The following is a 25,878-nucleotide window of genomic DNA, read 5'->3' as shown; positions in this document are numbered from 1 at the left end:
TTTTTTAATTAAAGTTATTATTGCTTAAAAAAAAGCAAAAAACAAATTTTAGTAATAAGTAGTTGTCTTCCATCTATCAACAAAAGAGAACTAATTTTAATAAACTGATTTAAAGACTACTAAGTTTTTTTGTTTTAGTTTATCAACAAAGTAAAATTAAAAGTATTGTACCTTTGATATACCAAACCTAAATCAAAATATAATGAAGATAGCTATTGGTAATGACCACGCCGGAACCGATTATAAATTAGCGATTATAGGGTACCTAAAATCAAAAGGAATTACTATTATAAATTATGGCACAGACGGCACAGACAGTGTTGATTATCCTGACTTTGCGCATCCTGTAGCTGAAGATGTTGAAAAAGGTAATGTTGATTTTGGTATTGTTATTTGTGGTAGTGGTAATGGTGCCAATATGACAACGAATAAACATCAATTAGTACGCAGCGCTTTGTGTTGGAATAAAGAAATTACAGCACTGGCTAGGGAACATAATGATGCGAATGTTTTGAGTTTACCAGCGCGTTTTATTGCCTTACCTCAAGCACTAGAAATGGTAGATACTTTCTTAAACACTCCATTTGAAGGAGGTAGGCACGAAAGAAGAGTTGAGAAAATTTCGTGTTCTTAATTAAAAATACTTGTATAGCGCAACGATTGTAGTTGTTTATTTTACAGCATATACCAATATATTTATGTGCTATAGAACATAAATAGAAAACGCGCTAAAAAACCTATTTTTAGCTTAGATAATAGTATTTAGAACTAATATCCACAACGAATCCCCTATCTGAGATTGTTTTAATTGATTAAGACAAACGAATAGCTAATGATAAAAATCTTTAGGAAAACAAGACTTCAACTAATGGATAAAAATAAAAAAGGTAGTTATCTAAAGTATGCTTTCGGAGAAATTATACTAGTGGTGATAGGTATTTTAATTGCTCTATCAATTAATAATTGGAATGAAAACAGAAAAGATAAAAACTATTTGAATAAAATATATACATCTATTCAGAATGAATTAAAAGAAAGCAAGGTCAACCTAGAGGCAAGTATTCCAAAACAACAGGTTTTAATAGATAGCCTTATGCAATATGTAAATAACGACTCTATTTCTATATATGGAATAATAAGAAAAGCTGATGGTATTCAGAGCCCAATAATTAAAACGAATTCATGGAAAGCTATTGCTAATTCAAAAATTGAGTTAATTGAATTTGAGAAGCTGTCAGCCTTATCTGAAATAGAAGAAACAAAAAAGAATCTCGACCTTAAAACCACAAAACTTGTTGATTACTTAATTGAAAACCTTAAAACCACAAACAAAGAGAAAAAAGAAGTTTTTCTTCTTTTAAGCGAAGAAATCCTTTCTACATCAAGATACTCGCAATCAGAGATTGAGGAGTTTCTTAATGAATATGACTAAAGTCAGTTAAAAAGTAAGCCTATATCAATTTTAAATCCGAAAAGGTAATGATACACTTAATTGTTGGTAATACAGGTTCAGGAAAAACAACCTATTCTCAGAAATTAAAAGCGCAAACTAACGGTATTATTTTCTCAATTGATAAGTGGAATAAAATCTTATTTTTTGCAGACAAAAAACCTGATGATGGTTTAGATTGGTTTCTTGAAAGAATTGAGAGGGCTGAAACAATGATACTAGCACTAGTGCATCAACTAGAAGATTCAAAAACAGATGCTATTTTAGACTTAGGACTATCAAAATTTAACCACAGAGAAAAGTTTAGGCAATTTGCCTTGGCAAATGGATACGAAATAAAAACACATTTTTTAGATATTTCAAAAGAAACCAGATTTCAACGAATACAAAAACGGAATAAAGAAAAAGGAAACACTTTTGAGTTTGAAGTGACTAAAGAAAACTTTGATTTTATGGAAAACTGGTTTGAAAAACCAACCCCAAAAGAAACCGAAAACGGTATAATTGTTAAGGAATAAAAATTAATACGATAGCTTAAATAATTAAATTAACCATGCTAACAAATATAAATCCCAAACTACCCATGCGCGACAAAGAGATTACACTATCTTATTATGTAAATCAATTGGGCTTTTCAAAATTTGGAAGCGCCGATTATGATGATTATTTAATGCTAGAAAGAGACCAAATACAGCTACACTTTTTTAAATTCAAAAATCTTAAACCTCGAAAAAATTATGGCCAAGTGTATATTAGGACAGACAATATTGACGAGCTTTATAAGGCGTTATTAGAAAAAAAGACTGAAATTCATCCTAACGGAAAATTGGAAGATAAGCCCTGGGGTCAACGAGAGTTTTCATTACTTGACCCAGACAGTAACTTATTGACATTTGGACAAAATATTTAGAACCACTTATGTCACATTCGCACCATCAAGGTCACCATCATCACCATGATTTAAAAGGACGGAATTTAGGCATCTCTATTTTTTTAAATATAGTTATTACAATCGCCCAGGTTATAGGCGGCCTTATTTCTGGTAGCCTTGCTTTACTATCGGACGCGTTACACAATTTTAGCGATGTACTCTCTTTAATTGTAAGCTATATAGCGAATGCGCTTTCCAAGAAAAAAGCCTCTACCAACAAAACCTTTGGTTATAAACGAGCTGAAATTATTGCTGCTTTTGTAAATGCCGCAACATTAATGGTAGTGGCCATCTTTTTAATTATTGAAGCGGTAAAGCGTTTTTATAAACCCGAAGAAATAGGTTCTGACTTGGTAATTTGGCTGTCCATCATTGCTATTATAGGTAACGGCTTTAGTGTCTTGCTGATTAAGAAAGACGCAGACGTTAACATGAACATGAAATCAGCATACCTTCATTTGTTGACGGATATGTTGGCTTCTGTAGCGGTATTAATAGGCGGTGTTTTAATGAAGTTTTATAGCATTTTTTGGATTGACCCATTACTTACGCTTTTAATAGCGCTTTACTTAATTTATATGGGTTTTGACTTATTGAAAGAGTCAACCAATGTACTCATGTTGTTTACTCCAAAAACGATAGCGGTTCAAGAAATTGTGGCTACTATATCAGAAATTAAACTCATAAAGAACGTACATCACGTACATATTTGGCAATTGAACGAAGAAGAAATTCACTTAGAAGCTCATGTCGATTTTAAAGAGGATATAAAACTGTCAGAATTTGATGAAATATTGGAGCAAATTGAAGAGAGGGTATATCATCAATATGGCGTTAACCACGTGAATATTCAACCAGAATACGGTAAGTGCGATAACAAAAAAATAATTGTTCAAGACTAAGTTTATATGACTATTTCAATTAAAACATTTAATGAGCTTACCACACGAGAATTGTATGAACTTCTTCAACTACGAAGTGAGGTTTTTGTGGTAGAACAAAACTGTGTGTATCAAGACGTTGATGACAAAGACCAAAAGGCCATTCATGTTTTAGGCAAAAAGAACAACAAGATTGTTGCTTATACTAGAGCATTTAAGCCCGGAGATTACTTTGATAACCCCGCTATCGGCCGAGTAGTGGTTAAAACTTCAGAAAGAAAATATGGCTTTGGAAGAGTAATTATGAAGGCTACTATTGATTATATTGAGAACACACTAAAGGGCGCTCAAATTGAGCTCTCTGCACAGACGTATTTGATAAAATTTTACAATAGTTTAGGCTTTTTTGAACAAGGCAAAGAATATCTTGAAGATGACATTCCACATATTAAAATGATAAAGCCTTAAACCAATCTTTTAGCGACCCCTAGTTTTAAAAGCCATTCTAATTTTAAGATGAGGTTCAACGGTTTTTCTGCTTTATTTTTTTGGGATAAAAACAAGTAGCCTTGTTCCCGACAATCTAGCTCATCTATACATATTTTCCCGTGAGAATTTTTATGATATTGACTATTTAACATATTGTAATCAAGCCCCTTTTTAACCAAAATAAGCTGAAGTTTTTTGCGGTTTACTAAAGTGATTTTACAAGAAGTAAATAATGTTTCATCATCGTCGTAAATTGCGGTAATAAGCGCGTAGAAATGGGTTTTCTTATTGCTGTCGTAAAACCAACCTTCTTTTTGAAGTTCATTTTTATAATAAGAAATTTCAAATGCGAAAGTGGGCAAATCGTCATTAATATAGTCTAATTGTGCTTTTTCGTCTACATGAAAAAGTGTTGAATTTGTTTTGTGGATGAAGTTGACGTCAACACCCTCAAGCTGTTCTTTTAAAGAAGAAACGCGCTCAAAACTATAATTTTTTAGGTGTAGGGAATAGTAAGAGTCTAAGAGGGGGGTCAGCTTTCGTTCTTTAGCTAAATCTGTTTTGAATGAACTTTTTTTGTTCATTGAGAATTGATTTTATTTAGTAAGGCATTACCGATTTTTTCAACCACACCAACAACAAGTGCATTCCCCATAAAAAAAGCACGTTTGGCGTCCGTAACTCCTTCAAGTTTTGTGTGGTCGTCAGGAAACATGTTAAGACGTTCCAATTCAATAGGAGTTAACCTGCGCAGGCCTTTAGGTGTTTGTACTACATGTTTAAACCTTGAAGGCGACTTACCCCCTTCACCTGTTATAATAGTTCTAGAGGCATTGTTTAAAGCATCAGGAAAAACCATAGCGCCTTCGGCGTAATTATATTGAAATCCGTCTTTGGTGGTTCGGACTTCTTTTTTAGAACCTTTTAAATATTCCCACTTGGGCAAATCGTCTTCAGAAATATAGTATTCTGGGGCTATTTTTCCTTTTTGAAGAATATTGAAGAGCGTTGTGTGATGGCCATAGTAAGTAGGCGATACTTTAGTAGAAAATACTTTGCCTTGAAAACAGAACCCGCTATTCAAGAACGGAGAAAGCTTATCATTTTCATTAAAGTTTTCAGATAGTTTGACTACATCATTTTCAATGGTAAAGGTGTTGTGTTTTTTATCGGCCAGATGTGCAGGAAAAGCCTCTGCAAGCACTCCTTTGTGCAGCAGGTAATTTTCGGCACTCTGTTCTTTCAAGTCTTCGTATAGGGTAGAAGACTCATGAATTCCGACAAAAAACACACGTCTTCTTCGTTGTGGCATACCATATTCAGCGGCATTGATTACCCTCCATTCTATGGCATAGCCCAACTGATTTAAACAGCTGAGCATTATCGCAAAATCACGCCCTCGTTGCGTTGAAGGAGATTTTAATAGGCGGTCGACATTTTCAAAAACCAAGTATTTAGGCTTGTTCTTTTTTTCTTTTAAGATGCGATGGATAGACCACCAAAGCACCCCCTTTTTACCAATAAGCCCTTTAGAGTTTTTTAATGTAGTGGCCACTGAATAATCTTGACAAGGAAAGCCACCAACTAAAACGTCATGGTCGGGTATTGATATTGTTGAAACCTTTTCAATGTCTTCGTTAGAATGATTTTTAGCACCAAATCTCGCCACATAAACCATAGATGCGTGTTGGGCCTTTGTAGAGGGCTCCCATTGGTTGCTCCAAACCACTTCGTAAGCACCGTTATTTTCAAGCCCTAGACGAAAACCACCAACCCCTGCGAATAGCTCACAGACTTTTAATTTATGCATGCTTTAAAAATAGAAAGAATACTACTTTAAAATACTATTGTATTTATTCGAATTAGAAAGCAACTCAACCGCAGTTAAAATAGCATCGTCATGCGTTAGGTTATAATCATAAAGCCCGTCTCTATAGAAATATCGTTTGATAATCTCATCTTCTAGTTTTTTTGAAATTTCAGTTTCATAAGAATCTAAAGCGGCTATCTTACCTCTATTTACTGCTAAAAGCAGGTCTTTATATTTATTTTGAACATCAGCACCCAACAAGCTATCATCTTTATTTAACGCTTCTTCTAACAGTTTTTCTGTTTCTGTTTTAAATGAGAAGTCTTTCCCGTTTGTAAAACTCTTAAATGCATTATAGTCACTAGATGAAAAAGAGAAATCAACAGTAGAGTCAAATGTGTTATTATAATAAAAATCGGTTGCAAAATCAAAAATGACATTATTTTGCACAAGCGCATCGGTTAGCGCATTTGATTTTGTAGACGCAATTTCAACATCAGGCATGACTCCTCCACCATCTTCAACAATTCTTCCATTTCTTGTTTTAAATTCTTTGAATTCACTATTGCGAACAGCATTTCCTTCACTGTCTCGATTCCAGTAATCTAAAGACTGAATACACCTTCCAGAAGGAGTAAAATATCTTGAAATAGTTACTTTGAGCTGTGTGCCATAAGTTAACTTTAAAGGCCGTTGAACCAATCCTTTTCCAAAACTACGAGCACCCATAACCACAGCGCGGTCTAAGTCTTGCAGGCCGCCAGAAACTATTTCACTAGCTGAGGCACTACTTCCATTAACTAAAACCACCAAAGGAATTTCTAAATCTTCAGGCTGATTTTTGGTCTTATATTCTTGGTTGAATTTTTTAACCTTTGATTTGGTGGTTACAATAAGTTCTCCTTTAGGAACAAACAAATTGGTAACATTAATCGCTTCAGACAACAACCCTCCCGGGTTACCACGTAAATCTAAAATCAAACGTTCTGCTCCTTGACCTTTCAAATCTTGCATGGCTGATTTGGTTTGGCTTGATGCTTTTCGATTAAATCTTGACAGCACAATATATCCTGTTTTTTCACCAACCATATGGTAATATGGTACAGCATCGACTTCCACACCTTCTCTTTTAATCGCTGCTGTTTTGGTTTCGCCCTGTCTATTAAATGTTATAGTAACTTCCGTGTTATTGGCTCCCTTCAATAATTCACTCGCATTATCATCAAAATCGGAAACCATTATATCTCCAATTTGAATGATTTCATCTCCGGCTTTAAGACCAGCTTTATCTGCCGGATAGTCTTTGTAGGGCTCAACAATCAGTAATTTATCATCATAAGACCGAACTAAGGCACCAATACCAGAGTACTCACCAGCATTTCTAATTTTAAAACCTTCAACATCTTGCTCGTTTAAAAAGCGCGTATAGGGGTCTAATTCGTTCAACATGTTTTTTATGGCAGAATCCATCAACTCAGCAGGGTTGGTTTCATCGACATAGTTCATATTGAGTTCTTTAAAGAGCGTTGTAAATATTTCTATTTGTTTAGCAATTTCAAAAAAATCACTTTTAAAACTCGTTGTAGTAAAGAGTATAGCGAATGCTAAAACCGGAATTAAAAGGTGTTTTTTACGGAGCTTTTTCATGAGCGATTTTTTTTAAGGAATTTGTCAAGAAGCCCTTTCATTTTTTCATCTATAAAATGATATTCAGGCATTTCTTTACCAAGATATAAAATAGCGAACGTATAATTTCCCTCAATGTTGTTAAAAACTAAATGCTTGTTGAGTCGAAAAGATTCGCGGAGCAATCGTTTTATTCGATTGCGCTTTACAGCACTTTTAAAACTTTTTTTTGGCGCCACAACCATTGTTTTAAATGGAACTTTAGGTTCCTTTTTGCCTTCTAAATAAATTAGTTTTAAGGGAAAATTATTAAGGTGTTTTCCTTCTGCAAATAATAGGTCTATCGCCTTTTTGCTTTTAAGTTTTTCTCTTTTTGGGAAGGAATAATCCATAGGATAAAAGTAAAAAATCCGCTGTACATCGTTGCACAACGGATTTCATAATTTAAATTAATAAACTGTTACTCTGGTTGATAGCTGTTGTTCTCCTGATTGACATCGGCCATTAATTTTGAAGGGTCAACCAAAACACCCGCAATCTCTGCAATAGGCTTATCAATTATTAGTTCATACGTTGGGTATGCCCAGGCCCAATCATCAGCAATAGTTCTTTTTAGATTGGTATATGGGTTTTCTTTTTCCCCCCTCATCATTCTTAGCGGCACATAATAAGTTTCTTGATTACCATCAGCGTCAACCACTAGAATATCTAAAGGCATGGGCATTAATCCAATACGCTCAAGAACTATTTTAGTTTTATCACCCTCAGCAACCACTTCTTTTATTCCATAATCAATGGTATTGGTAGTTTGTGTCCAATCCATTAAATACCAATCTAACTCTAAGCCCGAAACCTTTTCAGCTGTTCGCTTAATGTCATTTGGTACTGGGTGCTTAAACTTAAAGTCTTCGTAGTATTTTCTTATGGTTTCCATCAACTCGTCTTGACCTATAATATAGCCAAGTTGCGAAAGAAATATGGCCCCCTTGCTGTAAGCGGCAATACTATAAGGCATATTAGAATCATATCGATCAGCATGTGTCGCTTGAGGCTGTTCTTTTCCTGATTTAACTAAGTAGTAATAACCACCGTAAGAACGTTCAAAAGGATTTTCTGATTTTTTCTCAAGAATTGCATTTTTACACAAGGCGCTTATGAATGAAGTAAAACCTTCATCCATCCACTCGTGTTTGGCTTCATTGGTTGCTAATACGTGTTGAAACCATGAATGTGCTAGCTCATGAATCATGGTTCCGATAACACTTCCAGGCTTGTCTCCCCCTGTAATCAAAGTTGACATAGCATATTCCATTCCGCCATCACCCCCTTGAATTACAGAGTATTGCTTGTAAGGGTATGGGCCAATGTTTTTATTAAAAAAATCCATGGCATCTGCTGTTAAGGGCTGAACCTTTTCCCATGTATCTTTATATTTTTCATCATTCTTATAAAGAAAATGAAGCGTAGGGCCATTTTCCATCTGTAGGGTATCATGTACATATTCAGGGTCAGCTGCCCACATAAAATCATGAACCATTGGGGCTTTAAAATGCCAGGTTAAGGTTTTGCCTTTGGTCTTCACTTTAGTGCCCGGGGTTTCGTAACCATGACCAATTTCGTTTGGGTTTTGTAAGTAACCGGTTCCGCCAACGGTATAGGTTTTATCTAGAGTTAACTTAACATCAAAATCTCCCCAAACCCCATGAAATTCGCGCGCTATGTAAGGATCAGCATGCCAACCTTCAAAATCATATTCCGCTAATTTTGGATACCATTGACTCATAGAAAGCGCAACACCGTCTTTGCTGTTACGACCAGACCTGCGAATTTGTAAAGGCACTTGTCCTTTAAACTCCATTTCAAAAGTGGTGGTTTCACCAGAAGGTATTGGTTTTGCCAAATCAACCACAAGCACTGTTCCTTCCTCATTGAATGAAACTTTGGCACCATCTTGTTTTAGAGAGGTAACATGTAAATAGCCCATTTCAGTTTCTGAAAGTGCGGCTATTCGGCTTTTGCCTTCATTTAACATTCGCTTATCACCATCTTGTATGTCTTGTAATCGAGCATCCATTTCACTGCCAGGCTGAAAAGCATTAAAATACAAATGGTAATAAACCCTGTTTAGGACTTCTGGAGAATTATTTGAATACACTAATTTTTGTATCCCAGTGTATTGATACGTTTCTACATCCATGTTGACATCCATGGTATAATCTACATGTTGTTGCCAATATGAGGTTTTGTTTTGAGCGATTAAAGTCGTGAGCCCACAAAGAAGGGCAAAAACAATTTTCTTAGCTAATTTTATCATTTTTCTGCATTATAATCAAGTGTTGCTTTTCCTTTTGAAATATTCTCTGCCAAAAGTAAAGCATTGTAAGCATTAACCATTTTCCCCGATTTAGAGACTTGAGAGAAAGGTTTTGAATTGGCAGGCTCTCCAGAAAGTATAACGGAAGCTTTGGAAGGCAGACCCGATTGCATCAATACGTTTTTTACTTGTGATGCGGATAACGATGGATAGTATGAACGAATCAATGCAGCTACCCCGGCAACCGCAGGAGCTGCCATTGAAGTTCCGCCTTGAAACTCATAGGTGTTATTCGGCATAGTGGAATAAATATCATCACCAGGAGCGAATACATCTACATTAGTGCTCCCGTAATTTGAAAAAGTGGCAACCATTTTAGAACCATAAGAAGGCGCTAAAGCTCCTACGGTAATCATATTGTCAGAAATCTCAGTTCCTTTGTATTTGTGGTCATTTGGGAAATTTGAATTAGAAGCGTCATCCAAATCATTGCCGTCATTTCCGGCAGCATGCACAATGAGCACATCTTTTGACGCAGCGTATTCAATAGCCTCATATACCCATTCTGCATTTGGTGAAAATGACTTTCCGAAACTACAATTGATGATTTTTGCACCGTTGTCAACAGCGTAACGGATACCTAAGGCAATATCTTTATCATATTCATCGCCATTAGGTACAGCACGAATACTCATTAACTTCACATTATTAGCAACCCCATTAACGCCTTTTCCATTATTGCGTTCTGCAGCTATAATACCAGCTACGTGTGTGCCATGACTTTCGTCTTCAACCCGGTTTTTCGGGTTGCCATCTCCATAACCACGACTATTAAAATCATAAGGACTATCACCCACAACTCCGCGACCATCAAAATCTTTATTCAAGTTGTAATTTACTCTTTCCGTAAAATAGGTAATACCCTCTGTTAACTCCGAAATTACTTCATCAATAGAATCAGCGTATTGGTACATTTGAGTTAAAATAGAAACGCTTTGTTGCAGTTGTTCGGTAGTTGGCTTCATAGCCAACAACTCTTCTTTTGTATAAGAGTCTTTGCCTAACTCTTCTTTTACCGCAGCATCGGCATTGGTCACCGCTTGAAATATTTGATCATATTGTTGCTTGTTTTGTAATGCTTTTGGGTATTCTTTATCTAACTCAATTTGAGCCTTTGCTCTATCAGCAGCGCTACCAATATTTAAACGCAGCATTCGTGCATGTTCTAATTGTTCGTTGTACGAATCTCCTAAAAAATTATAACCGTGAATATCATCGATATAACCATTGCCATCATCATCTTTTCCATTACCCGCCTTTTCTTTTTTATTTGTCCAAAGAACACCATCGAGATCTTCATGGTCTAAATCCATTCCAGAATCTAAAACAGCCACCACTACTGTTTCTCCTTTTTTGTTGCCAATAAGCTCTGCATAAGCTTTATCAACACTCATTCCTGGAATTGTATCCAACACTAAATCGGCATGTCCCCAAGTCTGTTTCTGATTCTCTGAAAGTTCAGCTATTTTAAGGGGAATAGTATCAATATTTTCAACAGGGGTAGAAACTAAACCGGTAGTACCGCAGCCTACTAAAAGAAGCCCCGCGGTACCTAACGTTAAAAATGGTTTTGAATAGGTAGTTGTCATAAGAAAGTGTTTTGAAAAATAACTTTATTGTTAATGGAATATTTCTTTAAAGGAGAACAATTCGTTTAAACGCACTCCTTTTTCTGTGTTTTTTAAGGTACAAAGTTCATTATGTGCATCGTGTTCGAAAAAAAGAACAAAATCTTTTTCTACCGCTTGTTTACTAAACGTTGCTTTTTCGTCCATGCTGAGCAATGGCCTTGTGTCATAACCTGTAACATAAGGCAAAGGAATATGGCCAACAGTTGGCATAAGGTCAGCCATAAAAACCAAGGTTTTGCCTTTATAGTTAATATGTGGAATCATTTGCTTTTCAGTATGTCCGTCAATGCATAAAATATCAAATCCTAACTCTGAATTTTTCACAAAACTTTGACCATCTAAAGGAGTAGGTCTGCTGATAAATTTTAATTGACCCGCAGCCTCCATGGGCAAAAGGTTTTCTTTTAAAAAAGAAGCTTTTTCTCTAGGGTTTGGTTCCGTAGCCCAACGCCAGTGGTCTTCGTTTGTCCAAAAGGCAGCATTTTTAAAAGCAGGCTCATAGCCCGTCTTGTTCTTATTCCATTGTACACTACCACCACAATGGTCAAAATGTAAATGTGTCATAAAAACATCAGTAATATCATCTTTATGAAAACCAAGCTTTTCTAAAGAATTATCAAGGTTATGATTACCCCATTGATGATAGTAGCTGAAAAATTTATCAGATTGTTTATTGCCTATACCAGTGTCAATAAGAATTAATCTGTCTCCGTCTTCAATTAAAAGGCTTCGAGCAGCGATATCAATCAAGTTATTGCCATCAGCAGGATTGGTTCTTGACCAAATTGTTTTTGGAACAACGCCAAACATAGCGCCACCATCCAACTTAAAATTTCCGGTTTCAACGGGGTATAATGTCATTTAAAAACTAAAATGACGCCCAAAATAAGAAAACCCTAAGGCAAATAGCTTATAAACACCTTTTTATTGCATGTTTTTTAACAGAAAAGGACTTTGTTGACAGGCTAAAAGAAACCCATTTAGGTTTTCTGAAATAAAAAGGTATTTTTAGAGCTTAGACCACACCGAATTGAAAAAACTAGAACGAAGCCTATCTTTAACCTCAGTTATTGCTATTAGTATTGGAGGCATGCTAGGGAGCGGTATTTTTGTATTGCCAGGCTTGGCTGCTGCAAAAACAGGGTCTTCAATTTGGATGGCCTATCTGATTGCGGCTATTTGTATTCTTCCGGCGGCATTATCTAAGTCAGAATTGGCAACAGCTATGCCCTCTTCCGGCGGAACCTATGTTTATATTGAAAGAGCTTTTGGCCCATTGTTTGGAACTATTGCAGGTTTTGGATTGTGGCTTTCTTTACTTTTTAAAAGCGCGTTTGCCTTAGTTGGTTTTGGCGCTTACCTGTCTATTCTAATTAACATTGACCCAGGACTAACAAAATATATAGCAGTTCTTTTTTTGGTGCTGATTTTGTTTTTGAACATCATGGGTGTAAAAAAGGTGGGAAAAGTTCAAATATTTATCGTTAGTATAAGTTTGACAACCCTTGCTCTAATTCTGTTGTTTGGTTTGCCCAGCACCTCATCAGCTTTATTAGACCCTTTTTTACTTAAAGGCAAAATGGGCCTTTTTTCAACAGTGGCTTTTGTTTATATTTCTTATGCTGGAGTAACCAAAGTCGCGGCCATTGCAGGAGAAATTAAAAACCCAGGAACAAACCTTCCAAGAGCGATGATTCTTTCATTGTTTATAATGACAATAATTTATGTTTCTGTGGCTTTTGTTTTAGTGGGTAATTTGCCTCTAGAACAACTTCAAACGGACATCAAGCCAATTTATACGATTTCAAAACTATTAGGCGGCAATATTGTTGGTTATGTGGCTGCTTTGGTTGGGGTCATCACCCTAATCTCTATGGCGAACTCTGGTGTTTTGGCAGCATCAAGGTTTCCTTTTGCCATGGCAATTGATAAACTGTTACCTGATTTCATGGGTAAAATCCACAGCAAATTTTTAACCCCGGTTGTTACTATTTTGATGACTTGTTTTTTAATGGTTTTGGTTATTCTATTTCTTGATGTGGAAAAAATAGCCAAATTAGCAAGTGCCTTTATGGTGATGATGTTTATTTTGGTCAATGCCTGTGTTATCGTTTTAAGAGAGACTTCGGCGCAATGGTACAACCCTCCATATCGTTCGCCATTATATCCTTTTGTTCAATTGTTCGGCATTTTTAGCGGAATAGCGTTATTAGTTTTTCTTGGGGTAGGGCCGATGTTGGCTATTTTAGGAATATTTCTTTTAGGTTTTGTTATCTATTTCTTTTTTGGGAAGAATGCCACCCGAACAGGAATTCTTAGAAAATACGGTCATAGACCAGCTTTGTATTTGCTTTATAAAAGAAAGCGAAACACAAAAATTACCTATCGAAATAGCCAGAACCAAAGCCTACAAAACTTAGATGGCGAATTGGCCTCTAATGCCGGAGTTGTGGTTCCTCTTTTAGGGAATGAACGTTCGCCTGAAATGCTGGTAGAAATCGCAGCAGCCATTAATAAACGTGAAAAAATTCAAGTTGTAAACGTTACAGAGGTTCCTAATCAAACCTTTTTGGACGCAATGGTTGAAGAAAACCCAAGGATAGCCTCTCTTGAACGAAGGGTAAATAGGCTGGCTACCTCACAAGACATACAAGTAGATTTTGAAGCGGCAGTAACCCATGAAATTTCAGACACCATCCATGAATTAAGTAACCAAACGCATTGCGATTGGTTAGTGATGGGTTGGAATGGTCGAGCACATAGTGGTATATTAGTTAGTAATCCTATAGGGTGGTTGCTAACTCATATCAATTCAGATTTTGCCCTTTTTAAAGACGACGGCGTGCGTTATATCGGCAAAGTTTTGCTAGCCTTAAGGCCTGGTAGAAAAGACAAAAACTTTATTGCTGTTGCAGATAGAATATGCTCATTCTATAATGCATCTTTAACACTATTACATGTCGTTCCAGAGAAAACAGATTGGGACACCATAAATAATATGGAGGCTCATTCAAAAAAATTATTGAAAAAAGTGGACACCTCAAGTATGGTAATCGTCCAAAGAGATAACGATTCTATTGGAGCTATTTCAAAGGCCTCAGCCAGCTTTGACTTATTGATTTTAGGGACACCCCAAAAAGACAATTGGATAAGTGTTCTTTTTGGTACTGGTAAAGATAAGTTTACTGAAAAGTCAGCTTGTTCAGTGTTGCGTTTGACAATGAGAGACCATTAGGTTTTAAATTAAAGACGTTATTTCTACATACTTTAAATGCTTATTTTTACTTCATATTAGCTGATTACTCAAGCTTAACAATATCAGCAAGTAGTTTCATTTCTAACTCTTTAAGGTCAACCCAAAAGAGTTTGCTAAAACCTATTGATAATGTTAGAACTAGCCGGAATAATAATTTTAGGAATCATTGCCCAATGGGTAGCTTGGCGATTAAAACTTCCAGCAATATTACCGCTTATTTTAATAGGCCTTTTAGTTGGGCCAATTGCCACGCTTTATACAGAAGATGGGGCTAAACTAATTGAACCAATTTGGAACGGAACAAAAGGCTTATTCCCTGGGGAAGGGCTATATTATTTTGTGTCACTTGCCATCAGCATTATTCTTTTTGAGGGAGGCCTTACCTTAAAGCGGTCTGAGATTAAAAATGTTGGTCCAGTAATTACCAAATTAATTACCCTTGGCTCTTTGGTAACTTTTCTAGGTGCAGGTGTTGCGGCCCATTATATTTTTGGATTGTCTTGGCAAATCTCTTTTCTTTTTTCTGCTTTAATTATAGTCACAGGCCCAACTGTAATAACACCAATTTTAAGAAACATTCCCCTTAAAAAAGATATTTCGACGGTTTTGAAATGGGAAGGAATTTTGATTGACCCAATAGGTGCTTTGGTAGCGGTTTTGGTTTTTGAATTTATTAGTGTTGGTGAAGGAAGCGGCTATACGCAAACAGCTTTAATAGAATTTGGTAAAATATTATTGTTTGGAACCACCTTTGGTTTCACTTTTGCTCACGCTTTGGCATTTGCAATTAAGAAGAACTTAATACCACATTATTTAATGAATGTGGTGTCCTTATCAGTGGTATTATTAGTATTTGTGGAGTCTGATGTTTTTGCACATGAATCAGGTCTTCTAGCTGTTGTTGTTATGGGGATGGTTTTAGGAAACATGAACCTGCCCAACCTTAAAGAACTGTTATATTTTAAAGAATCTTTGAGTGTTCTTTTAATTTCTATTCTGTTCATTTTACTAGCAGCAAACATTAATATTAGCGATTTAGAGTTGTTGATGAATTGGAAAACAGCTGCATTATTTGCAATTGTTGTTTTTATTATAAGGCCTTTAGGAGTGTTTCTAAGCACTAATGGTTCGGCGCTAAAGCTTAATGAAAAAATGTTTATCGGCTGGGTGGGTCCAAGAGGTATTGTGGCTGCTGGGATTGCCTCCCTTTTCGGGTCAAAATTATTAGCAAAAGGAGAACCTGGAGCTGAGTATATAACGCCATTGGTTTTTATGATTGTGCTCGGAACGGTTCTTTTAAATGCAACTACCGCGAGAATGTTTGCAAAAATTGTAGGAGTGTTTCTAACAAAGTCTGAGGGAATATTAATTATTGGCGCTTCAAAAGTATCTCGATTGATTGGCAGTTATTTAAGGAAAAACAGCAGACATGTAGTTTTAATTGACAACAACCAATCGAATGTGAATAAAGCCAAGGCCTTAGGAATTGAAGCAATGACCGCCAACATATTTTCGGATTCATTAACTGATAATATTGAATTGAATGACATGGGTTTTTTAATGGCGTTGACGGGCAATTCAGACATCAATAAATTTGCTATTGATAAGTTCAAAAAGCAATTTGGCGAGAATGGGGCTTTCCGTTTGGTCAATACAGATGAAATGAATGACCCAGAGAACAACCCTGAAGAAGGATTATTTTCTCATACAGATGACTTTATTAAATTGACAGATGCTGCCCGTAAATATCCAACCATTAATGAAATTGAATTGACGGATAAAAACCACTATTCTGGGCTATTAGAAATTACAAAAGCTGACAACGACATCATTCCATTATTTCTAAAAGACACCAATGGGGATTTAAAAATTATCTCGGCTTTTGGCAAAGAGAATTATAATGTGCAAGAAGGCTATAAATTAGTTTACTTGGGTAAGGTATTTGATTTTATTGCTGAAGACAACTAATCGTTTAATTTCAGAACAGCCATAAAAGCTTCTTGAGGCACCTCAACATTACCCACTTGACGCATTCGTTTTTTACCTTTCTTTTGCTTTTCTAAAAGCTTTCTTTTACGAGAAATATCACCTCCGTAACACTTTGCTGTTACATCTTTTCGAAGCGCTTTAGTAGTTTCTCTTGAAATGATTTTGGCACCAATTGCAGCTTGAATAGGAATATCAAATTGCTGTCTTGGGATGAGCTCTTTTAATTTTTCACACATTTTCTTACCAATATGTACGGCATTATCGGAGTGAATTAGTGCTGATAGCGCATCAACTGGCTGAGCGTTTAAAAGAATATCAACACGAACTAACTTAGAAGTTCGCATACCAATCGGAGCATAATCAAATGAAGCATAACCTTTTGAAACTGTTTTTAAACGATCATAAAAATCAAAAACAATCTCAGCCAAAGGCATGTCAAAACTTAGTTCAACACGCTCAGTTGTCAAATAGGTTTGATTGGTGATTTGTCCTCTTTTATCAATACATAATGACATTACATTACCTACAAAGTCTGATTTTGTGATGATAGTTGCCTTTATATAAGGCTCTTCAACACGATCAATTGTAGAAGGATCGGGCAAATCGCTAGGGTTGTTTACAATTACAGGTGTTTCAGGATCCTTTCTGGTAAACGCATGGTAGCTAACGTTTGGAACAGTTGTAATTACCGTCATGTTAAACTCACGCTCCAAACGCTCTTGAATGATTTCCATATGAAGCATTCCTAAGAACCCACAACGGAAACCAAAACCTAAAGCAGCACTGCTTTCTGGCACGAAAACCAAGGAAGCATCATTCAATTGTAATTTTTCCATTGAAGATCGTAGTTCTTCAAAATCTTCAGTATCTACAGGATAAATACCAGCAAAAACCATGGGCTTTACATCTTCAAAACCCGCGATTGCATTTTTCGTCGGATGTGCAGAATCGGTTATGGTGTCGCCCACCTTGACTTCGCGAGCATCTTTAATCCCAGTAATCAAATAACCTACATCACCAGCCGAAATAACTTTCTTTGGGTGTTGGGTTAATTTAAGCGTACCAATTTCATCAGCAAAATAACTTTTATCAGTAGCAACAAACTTAATTTTTTGACCTTTTTTGATTTCACCATTAATAACTCTAAAATAGGTCTCTACACCTCGAAAGGGGTTATATACGGAGTCAAAAACTAAAGCTTGTAAAGACTCATCAATATTGCCTTTAGGAGCTGGAATTCTTTCAATTACAGCGTTAAGAATAGCCTCGATTCCTATCCCTGTTTTTGCACTTGCAGGAATAACTTCTTCGGCATCACAGCCCAATAAATCTACAATATCATCCGTCACCTCTTCAGGACTTGCGCTTGGCAGGTCCACCTTATTCAGAACAGGAATGATTTCTAAATCGTTTTCAAGGGCTAAATATAAATTTGAAATGGTCTGTGCTTGAATGCTTTGGGCGGCATCTACAACTAAAAGTGCGCCTTCGCAAGCAGCGATAGACCTAGAAACTTCGTATGAAAAATCGACATGCCCTGGGGTGTCGATGAGGTTTAAAATATAGGTATCGCCTTGATATTCATATTCCATTTGAATAGCATGACTTTTTATAGTAATGCCTCGTTCACGTTCTAAATCCATACTATCAAGCAACTGGTCTTGCTTTTCACGATCAGTAACGGAACCAGTAAAATCTAATAACCTATCAGCCAATGTACTTTTGCCATGATCAATATGGGCAATAATGCAAAAATTTCTAATCTTCTTCATAGAGACTGCAAATATAGTTCTTTTGCGATGTTGCCTAAAGAAATACAAAAGTCAGGTCTAAATTATTTTCTTAGCTTTGACTTAGAACCCAAACGTTAAATGAAGAACTTACTGCTAACCATTTTTATGGTGTTTTTCCTTTGCGGAAGCATTTTTTCACAAACCTTTGAGATATCAGGAAAGGTTGTCAATGGAGACAACGATATCATACCTTTTGCAAATATATTATTGTTGAGTTCTAAAGACTCTACATTTGTTAAAGGAACATCAGCTGATTATAATGGGTATTTTATATTGGAAGAGGTATTACCTGACCTTTATTTACTGCAAGCGAGCTATATCGGAAGAGGGTCAAAACCACTAGCCCTTGATATTCAAAAAACCGTAAAACTAGGCGCCTTAGTGATTCCAACGGAGGCAGAAATTCTTGACGAAGTGGTTGTTACGGCCAGAAGACCAACAGTAGAAAGATTAGCAGACAGACTGGTATTTCTAGTAGAAAACACAGTTGTTTCACAAGGTAGTTCTTGGGATATTTTGAAAGGAACCCCAGGGGTTATCGTTAACCAAGAAGATTTACAGATAAGAGGACAAAACGCAAATGTTTATATCAACGATCGCAAAGTGCAATTAAGTGGTCAAGAAGTTAGAGACTTACTTGAAGGTTTATCTGGGGTTAATATTAAATCTGTTGAGGTTATTCCAAATCCACCTGCAAGATATGATGCCGAATCTGGGCCAATTTTAAATATTGTAACCAGCAAGAATATTTTGCCTGGTTATAAAGGTAGTGTGAATGGAACATATACGCAGTCCATTTATCCAAAGTATAGTATTGGTACAAGTCAATATTATAAAACTGAAAAATTAAATGTCTTTGCTAATTATACCTATAATCCTAAAAAGACTAGAAAAAAAATAGCAAAAGGGGTTAACTATTTTGATGAAAACAATACCATCTTTTCAAAATGGTCATCTGAAGATGAGGATGTTCAAAATTCTGATGCCCACAATTTAAATTCAACCGTTGACTATGAATTTAATAGTTCTAATTCTATCAGTCTTACTTCGAACATTTTATTGAATAATAATCAAGTTTGGCAACGAAATCTTTCCGCTGAAATAGCAAATCCTGAAAATGAAATTGATTCAACTTTTACGACAAATAATACTGGAAAAAAGGACAATACGAATATGGCTTTCGATTTATCGTATGAACACAGATTAAAAAAACCCGGAGCAAAGATTGCTGTTAATGGTCATTATACTAAGTTTAATGATAACACAACCCAAAATATTTTATCTAATTACTTAGATAATACAGGAGGTTTTTTAAGAGATTTTGGTTTTCAAACAGATGCATTTCAGAATATTAATATTTTTACAGGACAAATCGATTTTTCTTCTCCTTTAGGAAACGCTTCAATTGAAACAGGTGTTAAAGTATCTTCAGTAGATTCAGAAAGTAATATTGACTTTTCAAATTTTTTAGGCTCAAATGAAAACGTCAATGAGGCCCTTTCAGATAATTACTTATATGATGAGAAAGTTTACGCCGCATATCTCAGTTTTGTAAAAAATTGGGATGAATTTTCAATAAAATTAGGAGTAAGAGGAGAATATACAGAAGCAATGGGTAATTCGCTGAGTCTTGGAGAAACCAACACACAACAATTTTTTGAGCCTTTTCCTACAGTCTATTTTTTGTATTCCCCATCAGAAAACCACAGTTTCGCTTTCGATTATGGACGAAATGTGGACCGACCTAAATACAATGACTTAAACCCTTTCCGTTATTTTTTTAATGAAAATGATTTTATAGAAGGAAACCCAACACTACAACCAAATTTTACAAATAATTTTAATGTCAATTACACTTTAAACAGCGAGTTTTTCTTTGATTTTTACTATCGGGATAATGGAAACTATATCAGTTCTTTAATATTTCAAGACAATGAAACACAAATATTGCGCGAGTTAAGGCAGAATGTTCTGAAGAGCACTTCTTATGGTTTTGACTTTACAGTTAGTAAGAGTGTTTTGGATTCTTGGTTTTTATACGCTTACACTTCATTTTTCTATGAGGATGAGACCTTTTTGGCAGTCGAAAGTGGTAACGTAGAATTTACAAATAAGATTAATGGGTTATATCTTTATTTAGCAAACTACTTAACCTTATCTGGAGATGGAACGCTGACAGGAGAGCTTGCTTTTAGCCATATGTCAAAATATCTATTTGGATCATATGTGCAATCTCCAATTACAAATTTAACCCTAGGGTTAAGAAAATCACTTTGGAATAATAAGGCTGTTATTTCAATCTCAGCCGAGGACTTGTTAGGCAAAGCAAATGGAACTTATACTTCTCGGTACTTAAACCAAGACAACTTTTATTTTGTACAACCAGAAACTCAGTTTGTTAAGATTGGCTTCACGTATAATTTTGGAAACTTCCGTCTAGAAGACAACCAAAAAGGAATTGATAAGAAAGAACGTGATCGACTGTCAAAAGAAGATTAATCTATCCACTCAGCGATAAAAAGATTGGTATCTCTAGTACCACCATTATTTCTGTTGCTGGAAAACGCTAGGTACTTACCATCATTTGAAAAAACAGGAAAAGCGTCAAAGGTTTCTCCATGAGTTACGCGTTCAAGGTTTTTACCATCAATATCAATAAAATATAGATTAAAAGGAAAGCCTTTTTCAGCCTCAAAATTGCTAGAGAATAGTATTTTTTCGCCTGAAGGATGAAAGAAAGGGCTCCAGTTGGCATTGCCTAAAAAAGTTAATTGCTTTAAATCAGAGCCGTCTGCGTTGCAAATAAACAGCTCCATTTCTGTAGGTTCAACCAAACCCTCTGCAAGTAAGTCTTTATATTTTTTAATCGCCTCTGGAGTTTTTGGTCGCGAGGCTCTAAATATTAATTTTGAGCCATCTGGAGAGAAAAAAGCACCCCCATCATAACCAAGCTCATCTGTAATTTGCAATACATCAGAACCATCTAAATTCATCGTATATAATTCTAAATCACCACTTCTATCAGAGGTAAAGACTATTTTATCCCCTTTTGGTGAAACTGTTGCTTCGGCATCGTACCCCTTTTCATTGGTTAATTGAGCTGTTATATTTCCTTCTAAATCCGCAACAAATATGTCAAAAGAGTCGTACACCGGCCATACATAATTACCATTTTTTCTAAGAGGAACTTCCGGGCATTCTTTATCAACTAAATGCGTTGAACCATATACGTAATGTTTATTATCAGGTAAAAAATAAGCACAAGTGGTACGCCCAAAACCTGTACTAACCATAGGAGGCTTCTTATCTTTGAAATTTTCTTCAATTCGCATTAAAAACATTTGATCACATTCCATTCCCCAGGCTTCATTATTGGATTGAAAAATCATCTGCTTATCATCCCAACTCCAATAAGCCTCCGCATTATCTCCGCCAAAAGTAATTTGTCGAATACTTTTAAAATGCTTCTCTTCAGGGTATATTAAAGTATCGCTGCCAGCCATTAGTGAGGTCGCCTGTTCATCTTTTAATACTTTTTTTTTGGTTTCAGTCTTACAACTTACCATTATCATTATAAAAATGAAAGCAAGAAAATTTCTCATTTGATGTATTTTTGGTAAAAATAAAAGCTATGAAGGGTATTTTCTTTGTTTTAGTTGTGTTTTTTATTTGTTTGGCGTCATGCAAGCAAGAGGTTCAGAAAAAAGTATCTCTAAAAGAAGACATTGCTTTTCTAGCAAATGATAGCCTTGCTGGCCGTGAAACTGGAACACCTCAAGAACTTCAAGCGGCTCAATATTTAAAGAATAGGATGGAGTCAATCGGGTTGTCCCCGAGAGGAAATTCAGGTACCTATTTTCAAACATTTACATTCAAACCAAAAAAAGACCCTCATTCTGAGGCAGAGTTTGTTTCTGGCGATGGAACTATCACAGGGACTAACGTAATAGGTTACATTGATAATGGCGCAAACAAAACCACCATAATTGGCGCTCATTATGACCACCTTGGTATGGGTGGAGAAGGTTCTCTTTATGCTGAAGGCGAAGCCATACATAATGGTGCAGATGACAACGCAAGTGGAGTTGGAGTCATGCTGAAATTAGCAGAAAAATTAAAAGACAGTTTGCCAGGCAGTAATTACTTATTTATGGCCTTTTCAGGTGAGGAGATGGGCCTATTAGGGAGCAACTATTTTTGTAAAAATCCTACCATAGATTTAGAAAAAGCCAATTATATGATTAATATGGATATGGTTGGAAGACTTAGAGAAGATAAAACTCTAGCGATTAGCGGAACGGGTACAACGCCAATTTGGAGTCAAGTTTTAAATGCTAATAATCCAGGTTTTAAATTGGTGTTGAGCGAATCAGGAGTTGGTCCGAGCGACCATACCTCTTTTTATTTGCAAGAGATTCCTGTCTTACATTTTTTTACTGGTCAGCATGAAGATTATCACAAACCATCTGACGATTTTGAGAAATTGAATTATAAAGGAATGGAAATGATTGGCGATTATATTCTAACTGTGATTACAGAATTAGACGATACCAAAAAACTAACCTTCAGAAAAACAAAAAATGAAAGCGAAGAAGTACCTCGTTTTAAAGTAGGATTGGGTGTTATGCCTGATTATCTCTTTGATGGTCAAGGAATGAGAATTGATGGCGTTAGTGAAGAAAGGCCGGCTGCTATTGCTGGGCTATTGAAAGGTGATGTGGTTGTACAATTGGGAGATAGCACCGTTACCGATATGATGAGCTATATGCGCGCGCTTTCAGCTTTTGAAGAAGGTGATACTGCAAATGTTATTGTTGAAAGAAAAGGCAAAAAAATAGGTGCTCAAGTTAAATTTTAAACCTAATTGGCTCATTTTGAGAAGTATCGAGTTTTAATGTATTTTTGCAATCCTTAAAAAAAGAAATTGCCTAAAATAGGAGACATACAACTACCAGATTTTCCATTGCTATTAGCACCGATGGAAGACGTAAGCGACCCACCTTTTCGCGCCTTGTGTAAGGAGCAAGGTGCAGACGTTGTTTATACAGAATTTATTTCTTCGGAAGGGCTTATTCGTGACGCAGCTAAGAGTGTTATGAAATTAGATATTTACGAAAAAGAACGCCCAGTAGGCATTCAAATATTTGGCGCCAATTTAGATTCGATGTTACAGTCTGTTGAGATTGTTGAAAAATCTAGGCCCGATATTATCGATATTAATTTTGGGTGCCCCGTAAAGAAAGTAGTTTCTAAAGGTGCCGGTGCGGGCATTTTAAAAGATATTGACTTAATGGTGTCTTTGACTAAAGCTATGGTTGAACACACTAAATTACCGGTAACGGTTAAGACTCGTTTGGGCTGGGATGAAAGTTCTATTAAAATTGTCGAGGTTGCCGAAAGATTACAAGATGTAGGTTGCCAAGCTATTGCTATTCATGGTAGAACTAGAGCGCAAATGTATAAAGGCAATGCTAATTGGGAACCAATCGCCAAAGTAAAGAATAATCAAAGAATGCATATTCCTGTTTTTGGCAATGGCGATGTTGATTCGCCAGAAGCCGCAGTGAAAATGCGAGATGAATATGGGCTAGATGGCGCAATGATTGGCCGTGCTAGTATTGGCTATCCTTGGTTTTTTAAAGAAGTAAAACACTTTTTTGAAACAGGAACACATGCTGACCCCCCTACCATGGTTGAGCGCGTTGAAGCTGCGAGAAGACATTTACAAATGTCTATTGATTGGAAAGGCGAAAAACTTGGTGTTTTTGAAACACGCCGACACTACACGAATTACTTTAAAGGGATACCAAATTTTAAGCCATACCGTATGAAGATGGTTACCAGTGATGAATCAGAAGATGTTTTTGCTGCTTTTGATGAGGTGCTTGAAATATTCGGAGATTTTCAATTTGCTACATAAGGTTGTTTATTGCTGTCTAGACGAATCTTAATTTGCTATAAGTTCCTTAGATATTCTGCTACTTGCTATTTTTGAGGATAGCAGGCCGAGAATAATAATCGTTGCTAAAACTACTAGCACGTTCATAATGTTATATTCAACAGGGTAAGGCAATGAAGGCGTAATCATTAACCATTCAAAGGCTATTTGAGAACCTATAAGCAGAGAACCTAAGATCACACCCATCAACCCTCCAAGAGTAGTAACCAAAACACCTTGAACAAAATAAATTCGCCGCAGTTCTTTTAAGGTCGTGCCTAATGAATATAATGTTTTTAAATTTTGTTGTTTATCTAAAATCATCATAATGATGGCTCCAACCACGTTAAAAAGCGCAATAATTAAAACAAGTGTGAAAATTAGATAAGTAGCCATATTCTCGGTATTAAGCATGCGATAAAGAGTACTATTAAGCTCTCTTCGATTCAAAACAATAACTTTATCTCCAAGGACCGAATTTACAGCAGCTCTCACTTCTTCTTCATTACTGTTCTTAGATAGTTTAAAACCTAGGGCAGAGATTTGTGTGCTGTTTTTTTCTAAAAATGCCTGAACCAAGGGTAATTCGGCAATAATATATTTATTATCAAGACTTTCTTCAATGGCATACACACCACTCACGTTAACGGATAATTGATTGTACGCTGATTTTGAACTGAGCATATCAGCAGTTAAGGAGCTCTTACCAGGTTTAAGGGTAATAACCTTTAAAGCATCTCTAGAATTGGTTACGATCCCCAACCTATTTACGACGCCCCTACCGGCAACAACACTTAATGCATTATCACTCCAATTCCCATAATATAAGGTACTGTCAAGTCCTGTAACACTTCGATAGTTTTCTCCAACGCCTTTGATATAAGCTATGTGATTTTTTTCTTTAAAACTTAAATAAACTCGCTCTTCAATTTCTTTAGAATAATTGGCAATACCATTTATTTCCGATAGCTTTTTTGCATCATCTTCATGAAGAGAAAAAAACTTTCCGGTAGTTGCAATTGCCTTTAGGTCTGGGTCAAAGGTGTTAGAAAACTGCAGGCTAAAGGTTTTTAACCCTGCAAAGGCAGAAAGCACAATAAATAAGGCAGCAGAGCCAATTACAATAACTAAAAAGGTAATAAAGTTAATAATGTTTACAGCACTTTGATTGCTCTTTGAGCGTATATACCGCTTAGCGATGTAAAGTGGAAAATTCAAAGGCTATGATTTCTTTCTTTTAGGCAATAAATCTCTGTTTTCAATCGGGTTTTCATCACCTTTTAATGATTTTTCAATTCCATCAATATAATCTAAAGAATCATCTATATAGAAATTCAGGTGAGGAACTCTTCGCAATTGATTTCTAGTGCGTTGTGCCAATTCATGCTTGATAAGAGGTTCATTAGACTTCATGCCTTCTAATAGTTCTGATGCCTTGTCGTTTGGGAAAATACTAACATATATTTTAGCAATTGAAAGGTCAGAAGTCACATAGACTTTAGATACTGAGATTAGGGTGCCTTTTAATCCCCCGTCTGTTGCCGCTCGCTGCAAAACCTCGGCCATGTCTTGTTGAATAATACCTGCTATTTTCTTCTGACGCTGTGTTTCCATAATCCATTAATTCTATACAAAAATAAGGCAAATACTTACGAAGCTCATGATTTGCTAACTTTAGATGCTGTAATTAGCATTAAAGCTTATTCTGAT

General features: G+C 36.0%; 22 protein-coding genes. 11 read left to right on the top strand and 11 right to left on the bottom strand.

Annotation, left to right across the window (positions count from 1 at the left end; translation table 11 throughout):
• Positions 1-202: 202 nt before the first annotated feature.
• The 6 genes from rpiB (at position 203) to RM542_RS02370 (ending at position 3,730) form a co-directional block, all read left to right on the top strand.
• Entirely contained in the window at positions 203-634 is a 432-nt protein-coding gene (rpiB, locus tag RM542_RS02395; protein ID WP_311384112.1) for a ribose 5-phosphate isomerase B, read from the top strand.
• A 234-nt stretch (positions 635-868) separates the two neighbouring features.
• Positions 869-1,432, top strand: a complete 564-nt coding sequence (locus tag RM542_RS02390) for a DUF6090 family protein (RefSeq protein ID WP_311384111.1) — start codon at positions 869-871, stop codon at positions 1,430-1,432.
• A gap of 47 nt (positions 1,433-1,479) precedes the next feature.
• Positions 1,480-1,968 (top strand): ATP-binding protein, encoded by a 489-nt coding sequence (locus RM542_RS02385; protein WP_311384110.1) that lies wholly within the window; start codon positions 1,480-1,482, stop codon positions 1,966-1,968.
• A 35-nt stretch (positions 1,969-2,003) separates the two neighbouring features.
• Positions 2,004-2,360, top strand: coding sequence for a VOC family protein (locus tag RM542_RS02380; RefSeq protein WP_311384109.1), 357 nt, complete (start codon positions 2,004-2,006; stop codon positions 2,358-2,360).
• A gap of 8 nt (positions 2,361-2,368) precedes the next feature.
• Positions 2,369-3,283 (top strand): cation diffusion facilitator family transporter, encoded by a 915-nt coding sequence (locus tag RM542_RS02375; protein WP_311384108.1) that lies wholly within the window; start codon positions 2,369-2,371, stop codon positions 3,281-3,283.
• Positions 3,284-3,289: 6 nt separating this feature from the next.
• On the top strand, positions 3,290-3,730 hold the full coding sequence (locus RM542_RS02370) for a GNAT family N-acetyltransferase (RefSeq protein WP_311384107.1): 441 nt from the start codon (positions 3,290-3,292) through the stop codon (positions 3,728-3,730).
• Here RM542_RS02370 and RM542_RS02365 read toward each other — a convergent pair.
• From RM542_RS02365 to RM542_RS02335, 7 genes are all read right to left on the bottom strand, one after another.
• The gene (locus RM542_RS02365; RefSeq protein ID WP_311384106.1) at positions 3,727-4,335 is read right to left on the bottom strand and encodes a hypothetical protein; all 609 of its coding nucleotides are present in this window, start codon (positions 4,333-4,335) and stop codon (positions 3,727-3,729) included. The genes RM542_RS02370 and RM542_RS02365 overlap by 4 nt on opposite strands.
• Complete coding sequence (gene dcm, locus RM542_RS02360; protein WP_311384105.1) at positions 4,332-5,561, bottom strand: DNA (cytosine-5-)-methyltransferase; 1,230 nt, start codon at positions 5,559-5,561, stop codon at positions 4,332-4,334. The genes RM542_RS02365 and dcm overlap by 4 nt, the downstream gene beginning before the upstream one ends.
• Before the next feature lie 21 nt (positions 5,562-5,582).
• Complete coding sequence (locus tag RM542_RS02355) at positions 5,583-7,208, bottom strand: S41 family peptidase (protein WP_311384104.1); 1,626 nt, start codon at positions 7,206-7,208, stop codon at positions 5,583-5,585.
• Complete coding sequence (gene rnpA / locus RM542_RS02350; protein ID WP_311384103.1) at positions 7,205-7,579, bottom strand: ribonuclease P protein component; 375 nt, start codon at positions 7,577-7,579, stop codon at positions 7,205-7,207. The genes RM542_RS02355 and rnpA overlap by 4 nt, the downstream gene beginning before the upstream one ends.
• A 68-nt stretch (positions 7,580-7,647) precedes the next feature.
• A complete protein-coding gene (locus RM542_RS02345) occupies positions 7,648-9,501 on the bottom strand; it encodes a M1 family metallopeptidase (RefSeq protein WP_311384102.1) in 1,854 nt (617 codons plus the stop codon).
• The gene (locus tag RM542_RS02340; protein ID WP_311384101.1) at positions 9,498-11,150 is read right to left on the bottom strand and encodes a S8 family peptidase; all 1,653 of its coding nucleotides are present in this window, start codon (positions 11,148-11,150) and stop codon (positions 9,498-9,500) included. Before RM542_RS02340 ends, RM542_RS02345 begins: the two co-directional genes overlap by 4 nt.
• A gap of 30 nt (positions 11,151-11,180) precedes the next feature.
• Positions 11,181-12,053 carry an MBL fold metallo-hydrolase gene (locus RM542_RS02335; RefSeq protein ID WP_311384100.1) on the bottom strand — a complete coding sequence of 291 codons (873 nt, stop codon included), beginning with the start codon at positions 12,051-12,053 and terminating at the stop codon, positions 11,181-11,183.
• A 169-nt stretch (positions 12,054-12,222) separates the two neighbouring features.
• Between RM542_RS02335 and RM542_RS02330 the strand changes: the two genes are divergently transcribed.
• A complete protein-coding gene (locus RM542_RS02330; protein ID WP_311384099.1) occupies positions 12,223-14,427 on the top strand; it encodes an amino acid permease in 2,205 nt (734 codons plus the stop codon).
• A gap of 150 nt (positions 14,428-14,577) precedes the next feature.
• Positions 14,578-16,416: a sodium:proton antiporter gene (locus RM542_RS02325; RefSeq protein WP_311384098.1), complete on the top strand. Its 1,839-nt coding sequence runs from the start codon at positions 14,578-14,580 to the stop codon at positions 16,414-16,416.
• Here the strand turns inward: RM542_RS02325 and lepA are convergent.
• Positions 16,413-18,209 (bottom strand): translation elongation factor 4, encoded by a 1,797-nt coding sequence (gene lepA / locus RM542_RS02320; protein WP_311384097.1) that lies wholly within the window; start codon positions 18,207-18,209, stop codon positions 16,413-16,415. The two genes, RM542_RS02325 and lepA, sit on opposite strands and share 4 nt — an antisense overlap.
• Before the next feature lie 99 nt (positions 18,210-18,308).
• Here lepA and RM542_RS02315 point away from each other — a divergent pair, with 99 nt between their 5' ends.
• On the top strand, positions 18,309-20,729 hold the full coding sequence (locus RM542_RS02315; RefSeq protein WP_311384096.1) for an outer membrane beta-barrel protein: 2,421 nt from the start codon (positions 18,309-18,311) through the stop codon (positions 20,727-20,729).
• On the opposite strand, the gene RM542_RS02310 is transcribed toward RM542_RS02315, so the two are convergent.
• Complete coding sequence (locus tag RM542_RS02310; RefSeq protein WP_311384095.1) at positions 20,726-21,832, bottom strand: hypothetical protein; 1,107 nt, start codon at positions 21,830-21,832, stop codon at positions 20,726-20,728. The two genes, RM542_RS02315 and RM542_RS02310, sit on opposite strands and share 4 nt — an antisense overlap.
• 29 nt (positions 21,833-21,861) lie before the next feature.
• On the opposite strand from RM542_RS02310, the gene RM542_RS02305 reads away from it, so the two are divergent.
• Both RM542_RS02305 and dusB read left to right on the top strand, forming a co-directional pair.
• A complete protein-coding gene (locus tag RM542_RS02305) occupies positions 21,862-23,088 on the top strand; it encodes a M28 family peptidase (RefSeq protein ID WP_311384094.1) in 1,227 nt (408 codons plus the stop codon).
• 66 nt (positions 23,089-23,154) lie between these two features.
• Positions 23,155-24,150, top strand: a complete 996-nt coding sequence (gene dusB, locus RM542_RS02300; protein WP_311384093.1) for a tRNA dihydrouridine synthase DusB — start codon at positions 23,155-23,157, stop codon at positions 24,148-24,150.
• 27 nt (positions 24,151-24,177) lie between these two features.
• On the opposite strand, the gene RM542_RS02295 is transcribed toward dusB, so the two are convergent.
• Both RM542_RS02295 and rbfA read right to left on the bottom strand, forming a co-directional pair.
• Complete coding sequence (locus tag RM542_RS02295; RefSeq protein WP_311384092.1) at positions 24,178-25,386, bottom strand: FtsX-like permease family protein; 1,209 nt, start codon at positions 25,384-25,386, stop codon at positions 24,178-24,180.
• 3 nt (positions 25,387-25,389) lie between these two features.
• Positions 25,390-25,782 carry a 30S ribosome-binding factor RbfA gene (gene rbfA, locus RM542_RS02290; RefSeq protein WP_311384091.1) on the bottom strand — a complete coding sequence of 131 codons (393 nt, stop codon included), beginning with the start codon at positions 25,780-25,782 and terminating at the stop codon, positions 25,390-25,392.
• Positions 25,783-25,878 lie beyond the last annotated feature (96 nt).

The organism is Croceitalea sp. P059 (assembly GCF_031846365.1).
In the GTDB taxonomy this organism is placed as follows: domain Bacteria; phylum Bacteroidota; class Bacteroidia; order Flavobacteriales; family Flavobacteriaceae; genus Croceitalea; species Croceitalea vernalis.
This window is presented reverse-complemented; position numbering and strand designations above follow the sequence as displayed.

Excerpts from the sequence above, each read along its gene's own strand:
- rpiB (WP_311384112.1), top strand. The coding sequence starts at position 203 with ATGAAGATAGCTATTGGTAATGACCACGCCGGAACCGATTATAAATTA.
- RM542_RS02390 (WP_311384111.1), top strand. The coding sequence starts at position 869 with ATGGATAAAAATAAAAAAGGTAGTTATCTAAAGTATGCTTTCGGAGAA.
- RM542_RS02385 (WP_311384110.1), top strand. The coding sequence starts at position 1,480 with ATGATACACTTAATTGTTGGTAATACAGGTTCAGGAAAAACAACCTAT.
- RM542_RS02380 (WP_311384109.1), top strand. The coding sequence starts at position 2,004 with ATGCTAACAAATATAAATCCCAAACTACCCATGCGCGACAAAGAGATT.
- RM542_RS02375 (WP_311384108.1), top strand. The coding sequence starts at position 2,369 with ATGTCACATTCGCACCATCAAGGTCACCATCATCACCATGATTTAAAA.
- RM542_RS02370 (WP_311384107.1), top strand. The coding sequence starts at position 3,290 with ATGACTATTTCAATTAAAACATTTAATGAGCTTACCACACGAGAATTG.
- RM542_RS02365 (WP_311384106.1), bottom strand. The coding sequence starts at position 4,335 with ATGAACAAAAAAAGTTCATTCAAAACAGATTTAGCTAAAGAACGAAAG.
- dcm (WP_311384105.1), bottom strand. The coding sequence starts at position 5,561 with ATGCATAAATTAAAAGTCTGTGAGCTATTCGCAGGGGTTGGTGGTTTT.
- RM542_RS02355 (WP_311384104.1), bottom strand. The coding sequence starts at position 7,208 with ATGAAAAAGCTCCGTAAAAAACACCTTTTAATTCCGGTTTTAGCATTC.
- rnpA (WP_311384103.1), bottom strand. The coding sequence starts at position 7,579 with ATGGATTATTCCTTCCCAAAAAGAGAAAAACTTAAAAGCAAAAAGGCG.
- RM542_RS02345 (WP_311384102.1), bottom strand. The coding sequence starts at position 9,501 with ATGATAAAATTAGCTAAGAAAATTGTTTTTGCCCTTCTTTGTGGGCTC.
- RM542_RS02340 (WP_311384101.1), bottom strand. The coding sequence starts at position 11,150 with ATGACAACTACCTATTCAAAACCATTTTTAACGTTAGGTACCGCGGGG.
- RM542_RS02335 (WP_311384100.1), bottom strand. The coding sequence starts at position 12,053 with ATGACATTATACCCCGTTGAAACCGGAAATTTTAAGTTGGATGGTGGC.
- RM542_RS02325 (WP_311384098.1), top strand. The coding sequence starts at position 14,578 with ATGTTAGAACTAGCCGGAATAATAATTTTAGGAATCATTGCCCAATGG.
- lepA (WP_311384097.1), bottom strand. The coding sequence starts at position 18,209 with ATGAAGAAGATTAGAAATTTTTGCATTATTGCCCATATTGATCATGGC.
- RM542_RS02315 (WP_311384096.1), top strand. The coding sequence starts at position 18,309 with ATGAAGAACTTACTGCTAACCATTTTTATGGTGTTTTTCCTTTGCGGA.
- RM542_RS02310 (WP_311384095.1), bottom strand. The coding sequence starts at position 21,832 with ATGAGAAATTTTCTTGCTTTCATTTTTATAATGATAATGGTAAGTTGT.
- RM542_RS02305 (WP_311384094.1), top strand. The coding sequence starts at position 21,862 with ATGAAGGGTATTTTCTTTGTTTTAGTTGTGTTTTTTATTTGTTTGGCG.
- rbfA (WP_311384091.1), bottom strand. The coding sequence starts at position 25,782 with ATGGAAACACAGCGTCAGAAGAAAATAGCAGGTATTATTCAACAAGAC.